The 19783-nt window shown below is 70.6% G+C and carries 17 protein-coding genes; 13 read left to right on the plus strand and 4 right to left on the minus strand.

Going from position 1 to position 19783, the window contains the following annotated elements; translation table 11 throughout:
- The first annotated feature begins 49 nt into the window (after positions 1-49).
- From ACWZJV_RS22510 to ACWZJV_RS22520, 3 genes are read left to right on the plus strand one after another with little or no spacing between them, the layout of a single operon-like run.
- Complete coding sequence (locus ACWZJV_RS22510; protein WP_457178804.1) at positions 50-1492, plus strand: bifunctional folylpolyglutamate synthase/dihydrofolate synthase; 1443 nt, start codon at positions 50-52, stop codon at positions 1490-1492.
- Positions 1482-1880, plus strand: coding sequence for a DUF4233 domain-containing protein (locus ACWZJV_RS22515; protein ID WP_231380361.1), 399 nt, complete (start codon positions 1482-1484; stop codon positions 1878-1880). Before ACWZJV_RS22510 ends, ACWZJV_RS22515 begins: the two co-directional genes overlap by 11 nt.
- 11 nt (positions 1881-1891) lie before the next feature.
- Positions 1892-2158, plus strand: coding sequence for a competence protein CoiA family protein (locus ACWZJV_RS22520; protein WP_040755268.1), 267 nt, complete (start codon positions 1892-1894; stop codon positions 2156-2158).
- A gap of 6 nt (positions 2159-2164) precedes the next feature.
- Here the strand turns inward: ACWZJV_RS22520 and pdxR are convergent, their stop codons facing one another.
- On the minus strand, positions 2165-3514 hold the full coding sequence (gene pdxR, locus ACWZJV_RS22525) for a MocR-like pyridoxine biosynthesis transcription factor PdxR (RefSeq protein ID WP_457178807.1): 1350 nt from the start codon (positions 3512-3514) through the stop codon (positions 2165-2167).
- A 71-nt stretch (positions 3515-3585) separates the two neighbouring features.
- Between pdxR and ACWZJV_RS22530 the strand changes: the two genes are divergently transcribed.
- On the plus strand, positions 3586-4290 hold the full coding sequence (locus ACWZJV_RS22530) for a pyridoxamine 5'-phosphate oxidase family protein (RefSeq protein ID WP_457178809.1): 705 nt from the start codon (positions 3586-3588) through the stop codon (positions 4288-4290).
- 83 nt (positions 4291-4373) lie between these two features.
- Here ACWZJV_RS22530 and ACWZJV_RS22535 read toward each other — a convergent pair whose 3' ends face one another.
- Positions 4374-6800: a Tex family protein gene (locus ACWZJV_RS22535; protein WP_457178811.1), complete on the minus strand. Its 2427-nt coding sequence runs from the start codon at positions 6798-6800 to the stop codon at positions 4374-4376.
- 112 nt (positions 6801-6912) lie between these two features.
- Between ACWZJV_RS22535 and ndk the strand changes: the two genes are divergently transcribed.
- Entirely contained in the window at positions 6913-7317 is a 405-nt protein-coding gene (ndk, locus tag ACWZJV_RS22540; protein ID WP_008358543.1) for a nucleoside-diphosphate kinase, read from the plus strand.
- 126 nt (positions 7318-7443) lie between these two features.
- Here ndk and ACWZJV_RS22545 read toward each other — a convergent pair whose 3' ends face one another.
- Positions 7444-8154: a TetR/AcrR family transcriptional regulator gene (locus ACWZJV_RS22545; RefSeq protein WP_457178813.1), complete on the minus strand. Its 711-nt coding sequence runs from the start codon at positions 8152-8154 to the stop codon at positions 7444-7446.
- A gap of 82 nt (positions 8155-8236) precedes the next feature.
- On the opposite strand from ACWZJV_RS22545, the gene ACWZJV_RS22550 reads away from it, so the two are divergent.
- The 8 genes from ACWZJV_RS22550 to ACWZJV_RS22585 all read left to right on the plus strand — a co-directional run bounded on the left by ACWZJV_RS22550 (position 8237) and on the right by ACWZJV_RS22585 (position 18928).
- Positions 8237-9442, plus strand: coding sequence for an FAD-dependent monooxygenase (locus ACWZJV_RS22550; RefSeq protein WP_457178815.1), 1206 nt, complete (start codon positions 8237-8239; stop codon positions 9440-9442).
- Between the two features lie 277 nt (positions 9443-9719).
- Complete coding sequence (mreB, locus tag ACWZJV_RS22555; RefSeq protein ID WP_008358540.1) at positions 9720-10745, plus strand: rod shape-determining protein; 1026 nt, start codon at positions 9720-9722, stop codon at positions 10743-10745.
- Positions 10746-10818: 73 nt separating this feature from the next.
- Positions 10819-11772 carry a rod shape-determining protein MreC gene (gene mreC / locus ACWZJV_RS22560; protein WP_231380360.1) on the plus strand — a complete coding sequence of 318 codons (954 nt, stop codon included), beginning with the start codon at positions 10819-10821 and terminating at the stop codon, positions 11770-11772.
- Positions 11769-12308: a rod shape-determining protein MreD gene (gene mreD, locus ACWZJV_RS22565; protein ID WP_457178817.1), complete on the plus strand. Its 540-nt coding sequence runs from the start codon at positions 11769-11771 to the stop codon at positions 12306-12308. Before mreC ends, mreD begins: the two co-directional genes overlap by 4 nt.
- 1 nt (position 12309) lies before the next feature.
- Positions 12310-14412 (plus strand): penicillin-binding protein 2, encoded by a 2103-nt coding sequence (gene mrdA / locus ACWZJV_RS22570; protein ID WP_008358537.1) that lies wholly within the window; start codon positions 12310-12312, stop codon positions 14410-14412.
- Between the two features lie 15 nt (positions 14413-14427).
- Positions 14428-15651, plus strand: coding sequence for a rod shape-determining protein RodA (gene rodA / locus ACWZJV_RS22575; RefSeq protein ID WP_008358535.1), 1224 nt, complete (start codon positions 14428-14430; stop codon positions 15649-15651).
- Between the two features lie 93 nt (positions 15652-15744).
- A complete protein-coding gene (locus tag ACWZJV_RS22580) occupies positions 15745-17436 on the plus strand; it encodes a S8 family peptidase (RefSeq protein ID WP_457178820.1) in 1692 nt (563 codons plus the stop codon).
- Positions 17437-17710: 274 nt separating this feature from the next.
- Entirely contained in the window at positions 17711-18928 is a 1218-nt protein-coding gene (locus ACWZJV_RS22585) for a S8 family peptidase (RefSeq protein WP_457178822.1), read from the plus strand.
- Between the two features lie 81 nt (positions 18929-19009).
- On the opposite strand, the gene ACWZJV_RS22590 is transcribed toward ACWZJV_RS22585, so the two are convergent.
- Positions 19010-19693, minus strand: a complete 684-nt coding sequence (locus ACWZJV_RS22590; RefSeq protein WP_457178824.1) for a class I SAM-dependent methyltransferase — start codon at positions 19691-19693, stop codon at positions 19010-19012.
- Positions 19694-19783: the final 90 nt, after the last annotated feature.

Genomic DNA, 19783 nt, shown 5'->3' on the forward strand with positions numbered 1-19783 from the left:
GCCGGTCCGGCGATTCGCTGGGAAGCGGCGGGCGCATAGACTCGACCCGATGAGTGAGACTCCCGCGCCGCGCCTGGCGGCCACGATCGAGGAGGTCTGGGAAGCGCTGCAGTCGCGCTGGCCCGAGACCCGGCTCGAACCCTCCCTGGACCGCATCCGTGCCCTGCTCGAGATCCTCGGCGACCCGCAGGACGCCTTCCGGATCGTCCAGCTGACCGGCACCAACGGCAAGACCTCCACCTCGCGGATGATCGACACGCTGCTGCGGTCGCTGGACCTGCGGGTCGGGCGGTTCACCTCGCCGCACGTGGAGCGGATCAACGAGCGGATCTCGATCGACGGCGAGCCGCTGTCGGACGACGAGTTCGTGGCCGCGTTCAACGACGTCGCCCACTACCTCGGCATGGTCGACGACGACCAGCCGCACCCGCTGTCGTTCTTCGAGACGATGGTCGGGATGGCCTACGCCAAGTTCGCCGAGGCCCCGGTCGACGTGGCCGTGGTCGAGGTCGGGCTCGGCGGTGGCTGGGACGCGACCAACGTGGCCGACGCCGACGTGGCGGTGGTGACCCCGATCGCGGTCGACCACGCGAAGTACCTCGGTGACACTCCCGTCGCCATCGCGCGCGAGAAGGCCGGGATCATCAAGCCGGGTGCCGTCGCCGTGATCGCGGAGCAGTCCGTCGAGGTCGCCGCGGTGCTCGACCAGCACGCGGCCGAGGTCGGCGCCCGGCTGCTGTGGGAGGGCACCGACTACGCGGTCGTCTCCCGCACCCCGGCCGTGGGCGGTCAGATCGTCACGCTGCGTGGTCTGCACGGGACCTACGAGGATCTCTTCCTGCCCCTCTACGGCGCCCACCAGGCGCAGAACGCGGCCGCGGCACTGGCCGCGGTCGAGGCGTTCCTCGGTGAGACCGTGCTCTCCGACGAGGTCGTGCGCGACGCGTTCGCGAAGGTCGACTCGCCGGCGCGGCTGGAGATCGTGCGCGCCTCCCCGACGATCCTGATCGACGCCGCCCACAATCCGGCCGGTGCCGAGGCGACGGTCGCCGCCCTGGAGGACTCGTTCTCGTTCTCCGCGGTCGTCGGTGTCATCGGCGTGATGGGGGACAAGGACGTCGAAGGCCTGCTCGCCGCCTTCGAGCCCGCGCTCGAGCATCTCGTCGTCACCCAGAACTCCACCGAGCGTGCCCTGCCCGCCGTCGAGCTCGCCAAGATCGCCATCGACCTCTACGGCGAGGAGCGGGTCTCCGTGGTGCCCCGCCTCGCCGACGCGATCGACGCGGCCCTCGCCCTGTCCGAGTCCGCCGAGGGCGGTTCCATCTCCGAGGGCGCGGTGCTCGTGACCGGCTCGGTGGTGACCGCCGGAGAGGCGCGTACGCTGCTGGGCGGCCGTGGCTCTGCCGCCGGGTCGGCAGCGACCGCGCGGGTCGTGCCGACCGCCGACCCCGAGCTCGCCGCCTATCTGGAGGAGGACGCCGATGGCGACTGAGCGGGAGAAGTCGCCGCGGCGTGGGATGTGTGCCGCGATCGTGTCGATGGAGGGGCTCGCCGTCGCGCTGGCCGCGCCGGTGATGATCTCGATCGGCGGGGTCTCCGCCGGCCTCGCGCTCCCGCTGGGTCTCGGCTTCTTCGTGGCCTGCATCCTGGTCGCCGGACTGCTGCGCCGCCCGTGGGCCTACTGGCTCGGCTGGGCGCTGCAGGTGGTCGCGATCGGGATGGGCTTCCTGATCTCCATCATGTTCGTGGTCGGCGTGATCTTCGCGGTGCTGTGGGGCATGGCCGACATCCTCGGCCGCAAGATCGAGCGTGAGCGGGCCGCCGCCTTCGAGGCGTTCGACCGGCTCGTCGCCGAGGAAGACGCCGAGGAAGAGGTCTAGCGTTGGCTTCCGTGGAGGAGCCTGACGAGCTGCAGATGGCGACGGACGAGGCGGCGACCGACTGGGCGCTGTGTCCGGCGTGCGGCAACGCGCTGGTGCTGCGCCGGCCGCGGACGCGTACGGCGCACTACGCGCACAAGGCCGGTGAGTCGTGCCGGCTCGTGGGCGCGCAGCTGCGGCGTACCAGCTCCGGGTGGGCCGTCGGTGGCGGCGAGGATGACCCGGACAGCCTCGAGAACCTCTTCGACCTGATCGAGGACGACGAACCGGGTCGCTAGCGGTCACTAGCGCGCGAGGGCGCCGGTGAGCGCGGTGAGCGCCTGGTCGAGCTCGGCGTCGGTGACCCCGCCGAAGCCGATCACCAGGCCGGTGAGGCCGGTGCTGCGGGCGTACGTCGAGAGCAGGTTGATCTCGAACCCGGCCGCTCTGGCGGCGTCGCGGGCGCGCCGGGCATCCGGCTCCGGGAGCAGCCAGGTCGAATACATGCCCGCCAGGGGGCCGGCGAGGGTCGCATACGGCGTCATCGCCTCGGCCACCCTCGGGGCGCGCTCGGCGTAGACCCGTCGGGCGGAGCGTACGGCCTTGTCGAGCCAGCCGTCGCGCAGCAGCGTGAGCAGTGCGCGCTGCGAGGGCCATGCCGCTCCCGCGTGGGTGATGGTGCGGCGGCGCAGGATCAGCTCGTGCAGGTCGGGCGGCGCGACCAGCCAGCCCAGCCGCAAGGTCGGCACCACCGACTTCGCGGCGGTGCCGAGATAGACGACCCGGCCGCGGTCCAGCGTCGCCATCGCCGGCACCGGTGCTACGTCGTAGCGGAACTCGGAGTCGTAGTCGTCCTCGATCACCACCGCGTCCGCCCGCCGGGCGGCCTCCAGCAGGCTCAGCCGGTCGGCGGCCGGCATGACCCGCCCGAGAGGGTGCTGGTGCGCCGGAGTGACGTACGCCGCGACCGCCGCCCCCAGGTCGCGCACCGTCTCCACGGTGGGCAGGTCGATGACCTCGCGCCCGTAGGTGAGCACCGTCTCGGCCGCCGCGCGGTATCCCGGATCCTCCACCGCGACCGGCCCCGGCCGCAGCTCGGGAAGGAGCGCGCGGAGCCCGTCGGTGGTGCCCGCGGTCACGATGATCTCGTCCGGATGGAGGTCCAGACCGCGGGTGCGGCCGAGTCGTGCCGCCAGCGCCTCGCGCAGCTCCGCCAGCCCGCGTGGGTCGTCGTAGCCGCGCGGGGGAGCGGCCACCGAGACCTCCCGCCACGCCCGCCGCCATCCCGGCTCCAGCCGCGGGTCGAAGAACGGGGTGCCGGTATCCAGCCGAGACGTCGGCTGCGCCGGCCGAGACGTCACCCGCGTCGGCCGAGGCGTCGGCTCTGTCGGCCGAGAGGTCACGCCTGAGGGGCGGGTCGTGGTGACGTACGTCCCGGACCCCCGACGCGCCTCGAGCCAGCCCTCGGCGGCGAGCTGGTCGTAGGCCTGCTCGGTCACCGCGCGGGAGACGCCCAGATCGGCCGCGAGGGCGCGGCTCGAGGGCAGCCGGTCACCGGTCGCGAGGGTGCCGGACAGCACCAGGGAGCGGACCTGGCCGGCGAGCTGGGCGGGCAGCGGTTCGCCGGAGGTGCGGTCGAGGGTCACGGGGAGCATACGAAATGGCCTGTCGGAGTCGATCGGAATTGGCCCGTGCATGCAGGCCACTTCGCCAGCACGATGGTGCCATGAGCACGACGTTGTCACCCACCCCACGCACCCGCGTCAGCCGCGGGAAGAACCGCGCCGTCACCGACCGCGAGCGTCTCCACGCCTTCCTCGGCGACGCCCTCGTCGCCCACCTGGGCGTCACCGTCGGAGTGGGGGAGGAAGCCCACCCTGTCGTCCTGCCCACGGCGTACGGCTTCGACCTGGACGGCCCCGACGAGGGCGGCTCGCTCTACCTGCACGGGTCGGTCGCCGCCGGCTGGCTCGGGCGGGCGCTGGAGCGCGACGTGTGCGTGACGATCACCGAGCTCGACGGCCTGGTCGCGGCGCGCAGCGGGTTCCACCACTCGATGAACTACCGCTCGGCCGTGGTCATCGGCCGCGCCCGCCTGGTCGAGGAGCCGGACGAGCGCGAGCGCGCCCTCGCGCTTGTCGTCGACCAGATGATCCCCGGACGCTGGGACACGCTACGTCCGGCGACCCGCAAGGAGCTCGCCGCGACCGCCGTGCTCGCCCTCCCGCTCGCGGAGGCGTCGATGAAGGCGCGCGCCGAGGGGCCGATCGACGATCCCGAGGACGTCGAGGCCGGGATCTGGGCCGGCGTGATCCCGATCCACCGGGTCGCCGGCGCCCCGGTCACCTCCGAGGATGCGACCGGGCCGGTGCCGGAGGACGTGGTACGTCGCGCCGCAGCGCTCGGGGCGGCGGAACGCTCACCGATCTAGCTCGGTCAGCGCACGCCTCCTTCGTGGAGTTCCACGAAGGAGGCGTCGCTTCGCCGAGGTGACTCGGTGGACAGACGATCGGCTCAGCTGAGCCCGGCGCGCCGCAGTGCGTCGGCCATGGCGCTGTTGGCGGGGGCGGACGAGCCGCGGCCGCCGCCCTGGCCGCCACGGTTGCCACCGGGCCGCCCGCCACTCTTGCCGCCGCCCTTGGGTCCGCCCTTGCCCTGGCCGCGCTGGCCTCCGCCGGGGCGACCCGAGCGGTCGCCGGACTCGCCCTTCGCGGGCGCACCGGACGGCGCCTCGTCGTTGAGCCGGAGGGTGAGCGAGATCCGCTTGCGGGCCTCGTCGACCTCCAGGACCTTCACGCGGACCACGTCGCCGGAGCGGACGACGTCGCGCGGGTCCTCGACGAACTTGTCCGACATCGCGGAGATGTGGACCAGGCCGTCCTGGTGGACGCCGATGTCGATGAAGGCGCCGAAGGCGGCGACGTTGGTGACGGTGCCCTCCAGCACCATGCCGGGACGCAGGTCGGCGATCACGTGCACCGAGTCGGAGAACGTGGCCGTCCGGAACTCGGGGCGCGGGTCGCGGCCGGGCTTCTCGAGCTCGGCGAGGATGTCGGTGACCGTCGGCAGACCGAAGGTGTCGTCGACGAACGACGCCGGCTTCAACGACTTCAGCACCGAGGTGTTGCCGATCAGCGACCCGATGTCGGTCGAGGTCGACTCCAGGATCCGGTTGACGACCGGGTAGGACTCCGGGTGCACGCCGGAGAGGTCGAGCGGGTCGTCGCCGCCACGGATCCGGAGGAAGCCGGCCGCCTGCTCGAACGCCTTCGGGCCGAGCCGTGCCACCTTGGTGAGCTCACGTCGGGTGCGGAACGGGCCGTTGGCGTCGCGGTGGGCGACGATCGCCGAGGCGAGCGACTCGGTGATCCCCGAGACCCGGCGCAGCAGGGGAGCCGACGCCGTGTTGAGGTCGACCCCGACGCCGTTCACACAGTCCTCGACGACGGCGTCGAGCGACTTGGAGAGACCGTATTCGGGCAGGTCGTGCTGGTACTGCCCGACGCCGATCGACTTCGGCTCGATCTTCACCAGCTCGGCCAGCGGGTCCTGCAGACGGCGGGCGATCGAGACCGCTCCGCGCAGGGACACGTCGAGATCCGGCAGCTCGGAGGAGGCGTAGGCCGAGGCGGAGTAGACCGAGGCGCCGGCCTCGGAGACCATCACCTTGGTCATCTTCAGGTCCGGGAGCAGCTTCAGCAGGTCGGCGGCGAGCTTGTCGGTCTCGCGCGAGGCGGTGCCGTTGCCGATCGCGATCAGGTCGACCGAGTGCTTCTTGGCGAGCTTGGCCAGCGTCGCCAGCGAGCCGTCCCAGTCGCGCCGTGGCTCGTGCGGGTAGACCGTCGAGGTGTCGACGACCTTCCCGGTGGCATCGACGACGGCCACCTTCACGCCCGTCCGGATGCCCGGGTCGAGACCCATCGTCGCCCGCGTGCCGGCCGGCGCGGCCAGCAGCAGGTCGCGCAGGTTGTCGGCGAAGACCGCGATCGCGGCCTCCTCGGCCGCGGTGCGGATCCGGGTGCGCATGTCGAGCTCGAGGCGGAAGAGGATCCGCGTACGCCACGCCCACCGCACCGTCTCGGCCAGCCACTTGTCGGCCGGGCGGCCGGAGTCGACGATCCCGAAGCGCGCCGCGATCGAGCGCTCGTAGTCGGTCACCTCGCCGGGCTCGGGCTCCTCGGCGTAGGGCGACAGGGTGACGTCGAGCACCTCCTCCTTCTCCGCGCGCAGCACGGCGAGGGTGCGGTGCGACGGCAACGACGCGTAGGACTCCGAGAAGTCGAAGTAGTCGGAGAACTTCGCCGCGGCGGGGTCGTTCTCACGGCCCTCGCGGACGCGGGTCACCAGACGACCCTGCTTCCACATCCGCTCGCGGAGCGTGCCGATCAGGTCGGCGTCCTCACCGAACCGCTCGACCAGGATCGCGCGAGCGCCATCGAGCGCGGCCTTGGCGTCGGCGACCTGCTCCCCGAGATACTTCTCCGCCTCGACGGCGGGGTCCAGCGTCGGGTCCGCCAGCAGCCCGTCGGCCAGCGGCTCGAGCCCGTTCTCGCGGGCGATCATCGCCTTCGTACGCCGCTTCGGCTTGAACGGCAGGTAGATGTCCTCGAGCCGCGCCTTGGTGTCGGCGGCGAGGATCGAGGCCTGTAGCTCGGGGGTGAGCTTGTCCTGCTTCGCGATCTCGGCGAGCACGGCGGCACGCCGTTCCTCCAGGTCGCGCAGGTAACCGAGGCGCTCCTCCAACGTACGCAGCTGGGCGTCGTCGAGGCCGCCGGTGACCTCCTTGCGGTAGCGCGCGATGAACGGCACCGTCGAGCCTTCGTCGAGCAGGGCGACCGCGGCGGTCACCTGCGCGGGGCGCACTCCGAGATCTTCGGCGATGCGGGCCGGGATGCTGGCCATCGAGTCTGCGAGGGTCGGTGCTGGTGGAGTTGCTGTCACGGGGCGCCATCCTGCCGCATGCCACCGACATGGTTTCAGACCAGGCCGAGAAGGCGCTTCCTCGACGGGCCCGAAGGTGCCCGGGTCTGCTCTCCCCGATACGCTCAGCCCCATGACGCAGCGCACGTTCGTGATCCTGAAGCCCGACGCCGTCCGCCGGGGCCTGGTGGGGGAGATCCTGTCCCGCTACGAGGCCAAGGGCCTCTCGATCGTGAAACTGGAGCACCGCACCATCGACGCGGGGATGGCCGACGAGCACTACGCCGAGCACGTCGAGCAGCCGTGGTACCCGCCCCTGCGCGACTTCGTCACCTCCGGCCCGCTCGTGGCCGCCGTCCTCGAGGGCGACGAGGCGATCGAGGTCGTCCGTGCGCTCAACGGTGCCACCGACGGCCGCAAGGCCGCGCCGGGCACCATCCGTGGCGACTTCTCCCTCTCCAACCGCGAGAACCTCGTCCACGGCTCCGACTCGCCCGAGTCGGCCGACCGCGAGATCAAGCTCTGGTTCGGCGCCTGAGACGACCGGAGTGAGGTCGACCGGCGAGCTTGCTCGTCCGGTCGCGCCGAGCGAGGGAGTGACCGCGCGAAGCGCGGAGCGCCTGACCCCGAAGATCGCGCCGGTGGTTTCTCCCGGCGCGATCTCTCATTTCCGATCCGACGGCCAGTGCCGCCACGACATCAGCGAGGCGACCCCGTCGAGGATCCGCTCGATCCCGTAGCCGAGCGCGTTGTCCTGGTCTCCTGACTCCTCGGTCTCGGAGAAGGCCGCCACGGTGTGCGGAAACCTCGAGGCGTACGTCTCCAGGATCGGCGCGATCGCAGCCGCGAGCGACGCCTCCGGATTCGCCGACGCCGTGGCCTGACGCACGCTGGCGGTCACCTGGTTGCTCAGCAGGGCGAGCGTGTCGAGGCGCTCGGCGCCGGTGAGCGGCGTCCTCGCCAACGCGGCGAGGCCGGCCTCGAACCACCCCATCTCCTGCGGCCCGGGCACGGTGCGCGTCACGAGGAGCTCGGTCGTCCAGGGATGGCGCGACATCCGCTCGTGAAGCGTGCGCGCCCAGACGCCGATGTGCTCGCGCCAGTTCTCGCCATCGGTCTCCGGTGCCTCGCCCAGGGCGCTGTCGAGCATGAGCGCGATGAGCTCTGTCTTTCCCCGCACGTGGCGGTAGAGCGCCATCTTCGCGGCGCCGAGCTCGTCGGCGACCCGCTGCATGGTCACTGCGGCGACCCCTTCGGCGTCGGCGACCGCGATCCCCGCGGCCACGACGTCCTCGACCGACAGCTTGGGTCGCGGGCCGCGTCTGCGGGCGGGGGCAGGGGCTGGCCAGAGGGCATCGGCGACGCCGTCACTCATCGCAGTGTCCTTTCCGGGTTGTCTCTGCGTCCAACGTACGCTAATTTAATTGCGTCCGAGGGACGCTAATTAAGGGGAAGCAATGAAGGTACTCATCTCCGGCGCGAGCATCGCCGGCCCGGCGCTGGCCATGTGGCTCGGCCGCAACGGCGCCGACGTCACCGTCGTCGAGAAGGCGCCGGGGATCCGGCCCGGCGGCCAGGCGGTCGACTTCAAGGGCCCGACCCACCGCACGGTGCTCGAGCGGATGGGCGTCTGGGACGACCTCGCCGCCGCACAGACCGCGAAGTCCGACATCCGCCTCATCGACGCAGCCCACCGGGTCAAGGCCGTGATGCCGGGGGAGTTCCTCGGCGGCGATCTGGAGATCCGCCGCGGCGACCTGGCCCGGATCGTGCACCAGCACGCCGCGCCGCACGCCGACTTCGTCTTCGGCGACGAGATCGTCGGCCTCACCGAGACCGCCGACGGGATCACGGCCTCCTTCGCCCGGCGCCCGACCGAGCGTTTCGACCTCGTCGTCGGCGCCGACGGCATCCACTCGGCGGTCAGGACCCTGGCGTTCGGCCCCGAGGAGACCCACCTGGAGCGGCTCGGCCACTACTACGCCGTGGCCGACGCCGAGCTCCCCACGAACGGCGAGGTGGCCGAGCTGGCGGACGGGCGCGCGGTCCAGTACGGCTACAACGAGCCCGGCCGCTACGCCGTCCTGGGCGGTTCCAAGGCGCCGCTCTTCTTCGTCTTCCGCGCCGACGAGGCGAGGTACGACCGTCGTGACACGGATTCCCAGAAGGCGTTCCTGGCGGAGAACCTCGCCGGCATGGGGTGGCGCGTGCCGGAGATGGTGACGGCGGCGATGAACGCTCCGGAGTTCTACCTCGACGAGCTCGCCCGGACCCGGATGACGGCGTTCACGCGTGGCCGGGTCGCGCTGCTGGGCGACGCCGGCTACGCCAACACGCTCGGCGGCTTCGGCACCGGGCTGGCGGTCGTCGGCGCCTACGTCCTCGCCGGCGAGCTGGAGGCCGCTCGCGGCGACCACGGTGCCGCCTTCGCTGCGTACGACCGGAGGATGGGCGCCTTGTCCAAGGTCGCCCGCCGCGCCAATGCGGGCCCGTTCCTGGCTCCACCCACGGCGTTCCGGATCCGGATGCGCGACCTCGTCTTCGCCAGCGGCCCGCTCTTCCGCGCCATGATGCGCCTCACCGAGGCGTTCGCGACCGACGCCGGGCTGCCGGACTACGGACCCGACCACGGACCCGACCACGGACGGCGAATGGCCGCCTGATCGCTCGCGCCCACCGCACGAGAAACCCACGAGCACCCACCCGGCCGGCCGGGGCGACCAGGACCGCCGAGACGACACCTCTCGGACCTCCGTGAGCCGTTCCGCAACACCGCGTGAACACAGGCATCCCCTGCTTCGGCGGCCTGGGTGCACCCCGTATCGTTGCGGCTTCGGCGAGCCTCTCGGGATTGAGGCTCGGACCTTCGTAGCCTCGTCGGCAGGGCCCGTATCCAGCACCACGGATCCCCGACGCGGCGCCCCGGGAACGCGAGGACGTATGGCGAGCATCATTGGACGTGACATGGCGGTGGACCTCGGCACCGCAAACACACTCGTCTACGTCCGCGGCAAGGGCGTCCTTGTCGATGAGCCGAGTGTGGTCGCGCTCAACAAGAACACCGGCGAGATGGTCGCCGTCGGCCATGAGGCCAAGAAGATGCTGGGACGTACGCCCGACGACATCGTCGCGCTGCGACCGCTGAAGGACGGCGTGATCGCCGACTTCGAGGCGACCGAGCAGATGCTTCGCTACTTCATCCAGCAGGTCCACCGCCGCCGCTACTTCGCCAAGCCGCGGATGGTCATCTGCGTCCCGTCGGGGATCACCGCGGTCGAGATCCGCGCGGTGAAGGAGGCCGGCTACCAGTCCGGCGCCCGGATGGTGAACATCATCGAGGAACCGATGGCGGCCGCGATCGGCGCCGGGCTCCCGGTGCACATGCCGACCGGCAACATGGTCGTCGACATCGGCGGCGGCACCACCGAGGTCGCGGTGATCAGCCTCGGCGGCATCGTGACGAGCCAGTCGATCCGGACCGCCGGCCACCAGCTCGACAACGCGATCATGACCTGGCTGAAGAAGGAGCACGCGCTGCTGCTGGGCGAGCGCACCGCCGAGGAGGTCAAGATGACCCTCGGCTCGGTCTGGCCGCTGCCCAACGAGCCCGAGGCCGAGATCCGCGGGAGGGATCTGGTCAGCGGGCTGCCGCGCACGGTGACGGTCTCGAGCGCGGAGGTGCGCAAGGCGATCGAGGAGCCGCTGCACGACATCTTCGACGCGGTCCGCTCCACCCTCGACCAGACCCCGCCCGAGCTGGCCGGCGACATCATGGACCGTGGCATCGTGCTCACCGGCGGCGGTGCCCTCCTCCGCGGCCTCGACGAACGGCTGCGCCACGAGACCGGTATGCCCGTCCATGTTGCCGAGTCCCCGCTGACCTCGGTCGCGATGGGCGCCGGCCGCTGCGTCGAGGACTACGACGTGCTCCGCCCCGTCCTGGTGAACGAGAACAGGAGATGGTGACGTGTCGTTGCTGAGCCCCCGCCCCAGCGAACGTCTGCGCAAAGGGCTGGAACAACGCAAAGGCCCCAAACCCATGGTCCGTACGCCGCGGGAGAGGCTCAACCGCCGCGGCAGCCTCGAGACGAGCGCCGGCGGCGGTGGCCCGAAGCGCTCCTGGCTGATCGCGCTGGTCCTGTGCTGCGCGACCCTGGCCACGCTCGACCAGACCCCCGTCCTGGAGCCGGCCCGCACCGCGGTCGGCGAGGTGCTCTCCCCGCTGGAGACCGGAGCCGCGATGGTGGCCCGCCCCTTCACCGGGATCCCGGAGTGGTTCGACAGCCGTGACGACTTCCGCGAGCGGATCGCGAAGCTGGAGGCGGAGAACTCCACGCTCCGCCGCCAGGTCGAGGTCACCGACTACGGCCGGGCCAAGCTCGCCGAGTACGAGTCGATCACCCGCGCCGCCGAGGATCTCGGCTACGCCCTGGTGCCGGCGCGGGTCACCGCCTACGGCCCCGCCCAGACCTTCAACCGCACCGTCACCATCGACGCCGGCAGCGCCGCCGGGATCCGGTCCGACATGTCGGTCGTGACCGGCGACGGCCTGGTCGGCCGGGTGCTGCGCGTGACCAAGACCAGCGCCACCGTCCTGCTCATCGTCGACGCCGCCTCGGTCGTCGGCGGCCGCGTCGGCGGTGCCGACCGCAGCGGCCAGAAGTCGGGTCAGGTCGGCATGGTCCGGGGCTCCGGCGTGGTCGCCGGTGGCTCCGACTCCGGTCTGCTGACCCTCGAGCTCGTCGACCAGACCGCCGCCCCGCTCAAGGGCGAGACGGTGATCACCTGGGGTGACGGCCGGGCGGCTCCGTACGTCTCCGGGCTGCCGATCGGCGAGGTCACCGACACCTTCGCGAGCGTCCGGGACTCCTCGCGGACGGTCCGGATCAAGCCCTACGTCGACTTCGGCTCGCTCGACGTCGTCGGCGTGGTGGTGCCGGGCGACACGATGAGCGACCGCGCCGTGGTCACGCCGGAAGGGGAGCTGCGATGAGTGACATGGAAGCCCGGGCATCGGGCACCGGCCCGCTGCTGCGCAACGTCCTGGTCGGCCTGCTGATCATCATCGCCATCGTCCTCCAGCTGAGCGTCGCGCCGGCCTTCGCGATCCGCGGCATCACCCCCGACCTGGCTCTGCTGGTCGTCCTCGCGGTCGCGCTCACCCGGGGCGGGCAGGCTGCGCTGGTGACCGGGTTCGCGGCCGGCGTACTCCTCGATCTGGCGCCTCCCGCCGACCACACCGCCGGCCGGTGGGCGCTCGCGCTGCTCATCGTCGGCTACGTCGCCGGTCGCGTACGCGAGAGCAGCATCGAGAACGGCCACGGCCGCCCCAACGTGCTGACCGTGATGGCCACGGTGGCCACCTGCGCGTTCATCGGCGTCAGCATCTTCGCGGTCAGCGGTCTGATCCTCGGTGAGGCGCCGCTGACGCTGCTGCCGACGGTGGCGATCAGCGTGGCCTACGACCTCCTGCTGGCACCGCTGGTCATCCCGGCGATGCTGTGGCTGCTGGGCAAGGGGGACCTCTGAGATGGCGTTGGGCAGGTCTTCGGGTGCGCGCCTCTCCACCGCCCAGGTGAGCCGCCTGCGGCTGATCGTGATCCAGGCGCTCGTCTTCTCGCTGCTGGCCACGCTCGGGGTCAGGCTCTTCTACCTGCAGGTGCGCCACGGCGACGCCTACCAGGCGGCCGCGGCCTCGCAGTCCAAGCGGGAGATCGTGCGCCAGCCGGTGCGCGGCATCATCGTCGACGCCCAGGGCCGCCCGATGGTGACCAACCGCTCGGCCTGGGTGGTCAGCCTCGACCAGAGCGTGCTCGACGGGCTCGCGGAGAACGACCGCAAGACGCTGATGGAGCGCGTCGCCAAGGCCGTCGACGTGTCCCCGAAGAAGCAGAACGAGGCGATCGGCAGCTGGTCCGGCACCCGCTACCAGCCGGTGCCGATCGCGACCGACGTCTCCGAGTCGACCGCGCTGCGCATCCTCGAGCAGCCCGAGGACTTCCCCGGGGTGGTCGCCGAGAAGCAGACGCTGCGCTCCTACCCGAGCCCCTACGGCATCAACGCCGCCGGTGTGCTCGGCTATCTGTCGCCGATCACCGAGGACGAGAACGACGACGCCCGCGAGCGCGGCGACGAGTCGCTCAACAACACCTCGATGGTGGGGCGCTCCGGGGTCGAGAAGGAGTACGACCAGTGGCTGCGCGGGATGCCCGGCTACGACACGGTCACCGTCGACTCGCTCGGTCGTGAGATCGGCCGTGGTGACTCGGTCGCCTCCCAGCCCGGCGACACGCTGGTGACCAGCATCGACGCCAAGGTGCAGGGCCGCGCCGAGAAGCTGCTGGCCGAGTCGATCCAGACCGCCCGCGGCACCTTCGACAAGATCACCGGCCGCAACTACGAGGCCGACTCCGGCTCGGTCGTGGTCATGGAGGCACAGACCGGCCGGCTGGTGGCGATGGCCAGCCAGCCGACGTACGACCCGGAGGAGTGGGTCGGCGGCATCACCCAGAAGCAGCTCGACCGGCTCTACTCCGAGAAGGCGGGCTACCCGCTGCTGCCGCGGGCTACCCAGGGGCAGTTCGCACCCGGTTCGACGTGGAAGCCGTTCATGACGGTCGGCGCGCTCAACAACGGCTACAGCCGCGACACCCGGCTCGACTGCTCCAGCGGTCTCCAGGTGGGCAACCGCTGGTTCAAGAACTACGAGTCGGCCTCCTACGGCTTCATCGACTTCGCCCAGGCGCTCGAGCTCTCCTGCGACACGTTCTTCTACCGGATCGCGGTCAACTACTGGCAGAAGTACGGCTCCAACCCGGCCGACGTCAACGCCAAGGACCCGCTGGTCGACACCGCCAAGGCCTTCGGCTTCGGCAAGCGCACCGGCATCGACCTGCCCGGGGAGTCCTCGGGCCGGATCGCCGACCGGAAGTGGAAGGCCGAGTACTACGAGGCCATGAAGGGCTACTACTGCCGGATGGACGAGAAGAAGAACGCACCGACCGCGTTCCTGCAGCTGTTCGCCCACGAGTTCTGCATCGAGGGCAACTACTACCGGACCGGCGACGCGGTGAACTTCTCCATCGGCCAGGGCGACACGATGGTCACCCCGATCCAGCTCGCCCGCGCCTACGCGGCGCTGGCCAACGGCGGCACCCTGTTCGAGCCCAGGATCGGCAAGGCGGTCGTCAGCGGCGACGGCACCGTGGTCGAGAAGATCGACCCCAAGGTCGCGGGCAAGGTCAAGATGTCGGCCAAGAGCATCGACTACGTCAACGAGGCCCTCCTCGGCACCCCACGCACCGGCACCCTGGCCTGGAAGTTCGGCGGGTTCCCGCTCGACGAGGTGAAGGTGCGCGGCAAGACCGGCACCGCCGAGGTCACCGGCAAGCAGACGACCGGCTGGGTGGCGACGTACAACAAGAAGTACGTCGTCATCATGACGATCTCCCAAGGTGGCACCGGCTCCGGCGCGGTGGGTGATTCCGTACGCAAGCTGTGGGAGTCGCTCTACGGGATCGAGGAGGGTGGTGCCGAGGTCCGGCCCGACAAGGCCGCGATCAAGGGCATCGACCCGCCGAGGAACCTGCCGGCGTTCGGCGCCGACGGCTCGATCGTCGCTCCCAAGGGCTGAACGGAGGACTGAGTCATGAAGAACGACGTGATGGCCTTCGTACGCCGCATCGACCTGGTCCTTCTCGGCGCGGTGCTGGTCCTGGTGTCGCTGTCGGTGCTGCTGGTCTGGTCCGCGACCATCCACCGGGACGCGATCACCGGCGGGGACACCACCGCCTACCTGCGCAAACAGGCGATCAACGTGGCCGCGGGGCTGGTGCTGATGGTGGGCGTGGTCGCCACCAACCACCGCTGGGTCCGGCTGCTGACGCCGGTGGTCTACGTGGCCGCGGTGATCGGGCTGGTGCTCGTGCTGGTGATGGGCTCGACGATCAACGGTTCGAAGTCCTGGGTGAACCTCGGGCCGGTGCAGGTCCAGCCCTCCGAGCTGGCCAAGCTGGCCGTGGTCATCGCGATGGCGCTGGTGCTCGCCGAGCGCAGCGAGGGCCGCTGGCGGGCACGCGTCTCCCTGGGCGACGTGGTCGCGATGATCCTCGTCGCGGCGGTGCCGATCGTGCTGGTCCTGCTGCAGCCCGACCTCGGCACCACGCTGGTGCTCGGGGTGACGGTCTTCTGCGTGCTGGCCGCCGCGGGCACACCACGACGATGGCTCGCCCTGCTGGCGCTGACCGGCGTGGCAGGTGCCACGACCGTGGTCGCGACCGGGGTGCTGAAGCAGTACCAGATCAACCGGTTCATGGCGTTCACCGACCCGTCGCTGGACCCGCGCGGCGCCGGCTACAACGTGCAGCAGGCGCGGATCGCGATCGGTGACGGCGGCATCTTCGGCCAGGGTCTGTTCCAGGGCTCGCAGGCCCGCGCGGGCTTCGTCCCCGAGCAGCACACCGACTTCATCTTCACGGTCGTGGGGGAGGAGCTCGGGCTCGTCGGCTCGCTGCTGGTGATCGGCCTGATCGGCGTCGTGCTGTGGCGCGGGCTGCGGATCGCGGCCCGCACCGACGACCTCTTCGGACGGGTGGCCGCCGCCGGGATCGTGTGCTGGCTGGGCATCCAGAGCTTCCAGAACATCGGCATGTGCCTGGGCATCATGCCGGTCACCGGCGTGCCGCTGCCGTTGATCTCCTACGGCGGCTCCTCGATGATCGCGGCCCTGCTGGCGGTGGGTCTGCTGCTCGGCATCTCGGGCCGCTCGCGGCGCACCGGTCTGGACCGGTCCGGACCACTTCAGGACCTCCGCTCGCGCGACCGCCTGCAGGTTGCTGCAGTGCGAAAAGATGTCGCGTTTCATCGTCAGTAAACTCGATTACGTTCCGTCCCGGTTGCCCCACAGGGCATCTGTGACCCCTTGCAGCCCTCATCCTGAGGCTGCTTGACGACGGGAGCAGTAATCGTGAACCGACCCCACAAAATGCAGCGCCTCGGCGCACTCGCGGCAGCGACCGTGACCGCCGTCGGCGCCGCCGGCACCATCCTGGCCATGTCCGGTCCCGCCGGCGCAGCCGACAACCCGGCACCGCTGATCGGTGCCCAGAAGTCGACGGCCATCGACAACTCCTACATCGTCGTGATGAAGGGCAGCGGCTCGGAGGCCAAGGCCAACGCCGCCGACGCCCGCGCACTCGCCAAGGAGAAGGGCGGCTCGGTGAAGTACGCCTACGACAAGGCGATCACCGGATTCTCCGCCACGCTCGACGCCGACGCGCTCGAGGCTCTCCGCAACGACCCCGATGTCGACTACATCGAGGCGAACCAGGTCGTGAAGGCCACCGGCGACCAGGCCAACCCCACCTGGGGCCTGAACCGGATCGACCAGCGCAACCTGCCGCTGAACTCGAACTACCACTACGACTACACCGGCTCGGGGGTGAAGGCCTACATCATCGACACCGGCATCCGCTCCGCGCACACCGACTTCGGTGGCCGGGTGACCTCCGGCTACACCGCGATCGGGTCCAGCACCGAGGACGAGAACGGTCACGGCACCCACGTGGCCGGCACCGTCGGCGGATCGACGTACGGCGTGGCCAAGAACGTCACGCTCGTGCCCGTCCGTGTGCTCGACGCCTCCGGCTCCGGCACGACCGCCGGGGTGATCGCCGGTGTGAACTGGGTGACCTCCAACCACACGTCCGGTCCCGCGGTCGCCAACATGTCGCTCGGTGGTGGGGTCTCCTCGACCCTCGACTCCGCGGTCTCGAACTCGATCGCCGACGGCGTCACCTACGCCGTGGCGGCGGGCAACGACTCCGGTGCCGACGCGTGCAACGGCTCGCCCGCCCGCGTCTCGGGTGCTCTGACCGTCGGCTCGACCACCAACACCGACGCCCGGTCGAGCTTCTCCAACATCGGCTCGTGCCTCGACCTGTTCGCCCCCGGCTCCTCGATCACCTCGGCGTGGCACACCTCCAACACCGCGACCAACACGATCTCCGGTACGTCGATGGCGACCCCGCACGTCGCCGGTGTGGCCGCGCTCTACCTGCAGGCGAACCCGACGGCCTCTCCCTCCTCGGTCTCCTCGGCGATCGTCTCCAACGCCACCACCGGCGTGGTCACCTCGCCGGGCTCCGGCTCGCCCAACCGCCTCCTCTACTCCCTGTGGAGCGGTGGCACCGACCCGACGGACCCGCCGACCACGCCGCCGGCGGGCAACCTGCTGGTCAACCCGGGCTTCGAGTCGGGCGCAACCGGCTGGAGCTCCTCCTCGGGTGTGATCGACAACTCGAGCTCCGCGCCGGCGCGTACGGGCTCCTACAAGGCGTGGCTGAACGGCTACGGCTCGACCCACACCGACACGCTCTCGCAGTCGGTGACCCTGCCCACGACCGGCAAGACGCTGTCGTTCTACCTGCGGGTGATCACCAACGAGACGACCACCTCGACGGCCTACGACAAGCTGACCGTCAAGATCGGCTCGACGACCCTGGCGACGTACTCCAACCTGAACGCGAGCTCCTCGTACTCGTTGAAGTCGTTCTCCCTGGGTGCCTACGCCGGCAGCACCGTCACGCTGACGTTCACCGGGACCGAGGACTCCTCGCTCGGGACCAGCTTCCTGATCGACGACACCTCCATCGCCTGATCTGACCGACCGTCATCGGCTCCGCCGGGCCGCTCGCGTAACGCGGGCGGCCCGGTGTGCTGTTGAAAGGGCCCCTTTCCCGCCTTGTTTATGGACTGTTTATAGGTGTTCACCTTCGCTGTCTGCACGTTGCTGCAATGCGAAGAGTTGGGTCGTTACGCGTTCTACGTAACGTGATTACGTGGTTGGCCGAACGCTTCGGGCTGCGGCCACAGGGAGGGCGCAGGGCGTTCGTCTCGGTCCTACAGGGCCGTACGATGACGGGAGTCAGTTCGTGAACCGAACCATGAAGAACCGTGCCATCAAGGCGCCGGCAGTCATCTCCGCCGTGGCTGTCGGAGCAGCAGCCTCGGCGATCGCCTTCACCGTGCCGGCCGGTGCCGCGGACGGTCCGGCGCCGCTGCGCGGCGCCGACGCCTCGACCGCGATCGAGGGCCAGTACATCGTCGTGATGAAGAAGCAGGGCGGCAGCGACCTCGCGAGGTCCGAGGCCAAGTCGGTCCGCAGCGACGCTCGAGACGCCGGTGGCGACGTACGCGAGGTCTACAACACCGCGTTCAACGGCTTCTCCGCCTCGCTCGACAAGGACGCGCTCGCCGAGGTCCGGGACAACCCGGACGTCGCCTACGTGCAGGCTAACCACCGCTACACCACCCAGGGCGACCAGGCGGACCCGACCTGGGGCCTCGACCGCATCGACCAGGCCGCGCTGCCGCTCGACAAGAACTACCACTACGAGCAGACCGGTGCCGGCGTGACCGCCTACATCATCGACACCGGCGTCGCGACCGACCACTCGGAGTTCAGCGGCCGGATCGGTGAGGGCTTCGACGCCGTCGACGGCGACACCGACCCGAGCGACGGCAACGGCCACGGCACCCACGTCGCCGGCACCGTCGCGGGCACCACCTACGGCGTCGCCAAGGAGGCCACGATCGTTCCGGTCCGCGTCCTCGACGACCAGGGCTCCGGCACGACCGAGGGTGTCGTCGCCGGCATCGAGTGGGTCACCGAGAACCACACCGACGGCCCGGCGGTCGCCAACATGTCGCTCGGTGGTGGCAACGACGCCGCTCTCGACGCGGCCGTCCAGGCCTCGATCGCCGACGGCGTGACCTACGCCGTCGCCGCCGGCAACGAGAGCTCCGACGCCTGCGGTTCCTCGCCGGCCGCCGTTCCGGAGGCGATCACCGTCGGTGCCACCGACAACGCCGACGCCGCCGCGGACTTCTCCAACACCGGTGAGTGCCTCGACCTGTTCGCTCCGGGCGTCGACATCACCTCGGCCTGGAACGACGGCTCGACCAACACCATCTCCGGTACGTCGATGGCGACTCCTCACGTCGCCGGTGCCGCCGCGCTCTTCCTCGAGGCGAACCCCTCGGCCACCCCGGCCGACGTCGCCACGGGTCTGACCGGTGCCGCCATCCCCGACGTGGTCACCAACCCGGGCACCGGTTCGCCGAATCTGCTGCTCACCACCGTGTTCTGAGCTGAAGCTCTGTGCTGAAGGTCTGAGCTGAAGCTCTGCGCCGACGTCGTTGGGGCCGTCCGGGAGGGGCGGCCCCAACGGCTATCTCTGTTCGACGGCCGGCTTGGTCCAGGCGATCGTGTGCCGGAAGCCGAGGTGACGCCGGATGGTGGCCCCCGGCATGGTCTCCAGGACGACCTCCCGCAGCTCGTCGAGTGGCATGGTCGGATCCTTGACGGGGAACGGAGTGGGCGGCGCCTCGGCCGCCGGCCACGGATGCTTGACGAAGCCGATCACCGGGTTGGTCGCGGCGGAGGCGAGATCCCACAGGTGGTCCGCCGCGCTCCGCGGAGGCGCGAGCCCGACCGCGAGGAACCGTCCGCCCGGCCGGAGGAGGCGGCGCACCTGTGCGAGTGCGTCGGCGACGTCGAGATGATGCAGGACGGCGACCATCGTGACCAGGTCGAACGGCCCGGTGGCGTCGATCCAGGAGCCGCCGTCGATCGTCACGTTGGGAAGGCCCGCGCAGCGTGCGGCGGCGTGCTGCCGCATCTCCTCGTCGCGGTCGTTTCCGTGCACCGTGGTGAATCTCGGCGACAGCGCGGCCACGAGATCACCCCGCCCGCAGCCGACGTCCAGCGCCGCTCGGCGCCGTTCCGGCAGGTTCGCGAGTATCCAGCTGTGGAAGTGGTCGTTGTGGCTCCACGGGTGCCGGGCGTTGAGCTCGGCCATGGCCTTCACCACGGTCCCGCCGGCAAACTCTCCCGCCCACGTACGCAATGCCATGCCCGGCATTCTGCCCCCACGACGCGAGGTTTGGCCGGGCGGTCGCGGTGCGGCGTACGCTTGGGGTTGATCGTTCCCGAGCTTTGAGGT

This window comes from Nocardioides sp. WG-D5 (assembly GCF_054031175.1).

What these genes read in the sequence shown, in the direction of transcription:
- mreB (WP_008358540.1), top strand. Translation starts at nt 9,720, where the DNA reads ATGGCGAGCATCATTGGACGTGACATGGCGGTGGACCTCGGCACCGCA.
- mreC (WP_231380360.1), top strand. Translation starts at nt 10,819, where the DNA reads ATGGTCCGTACGCCGCGGGAGAGGCTCAACCGCCGCGGCAGCCTCGAG.
- ACWZJV_RS22515 (WP_231380361.1), top strand. Translation starts at nt 1,482, where the DNA reads ATGGCGACTGAGCGGGAGAAGTCGCCGCGGCGTGGGATGTGTGCCGCG.
- ACWZJV_RS22545 (WP_457178813.1), bottom strand. Translation starts at nt 8,154, where the DNA reads ATGAGTGACGGCGTCGCCGATGCCCTCTGGCCAGCCCCTGCCCCCGCC.
- ndk (WP_008358543.1), top strand. Translation starts at nt 6,913, where the DNA reads ATGACGCAGCGCACGTTCGTGATCCTGAAGCCCGACGCCGTCCGCCGG.
- ACWZJV_RS22510 (WP_457178804.1), top strand. Translation starts at nt 50, where the DNA reads ATGAGTGAGACTCCCGCGCCGCGCCTGGCGGCCACGATCGAGGAGGTC.
- mrdA (WP_008358537.1), top strand. Translation starts at nt 12,310, where the DNA reads ATGGCGTTGGGCAGGTCTTCGGGTGCGCGCCTCTCCACCGCCCAGGTG.
- ACWZJV_RS22550 (WP_457178815.1), top strand. Translation starts at nt 8,237, where the DNA reads ATGAAGGTACTCATCTCCGGCGCGAGCATCGCCGGCCCGGCGCTGGCC.
- ACWZJV_RS22530 (WP_457178809.1), top strand. Translation starts at nt 3,586, where the DNA reads ATGAGCACGACGTTGTCACCCACCCCACGCACCCGCGTCAGCCGCGGG.
- ACWZJV_RS22590 (WP_457178824.1), bottom strand. Translation starts at nt 19,693, where the DNA reads ATGGCATTGCGTACGTGGGCGGGAGAGTTTGCCGGCGGGACCGTGGTG.
- pdxR (WP_457178807.1), bottom strand. Translation starts at nt 3,514, where the DNA reads ATGCTCCCCGTGACCCTCGACCGCACCTCCGGCGAACCGCTGCCCGCC.
- rodA (WP_008358535.1), top strand. Translation starts at nt 14,428, where the DNA reads ATGAAGAACGACGTGATGGCCTTCGTACGCCGCATCGACCTGGTCCTT.
- mreD (WP_457178817.1), top strand. Translation starts at nt 11,769, where the DNA reads ATGAGTGACATGGAAGCCCGGGCATCGGGCACCGGCCCGCTGCTGCGC.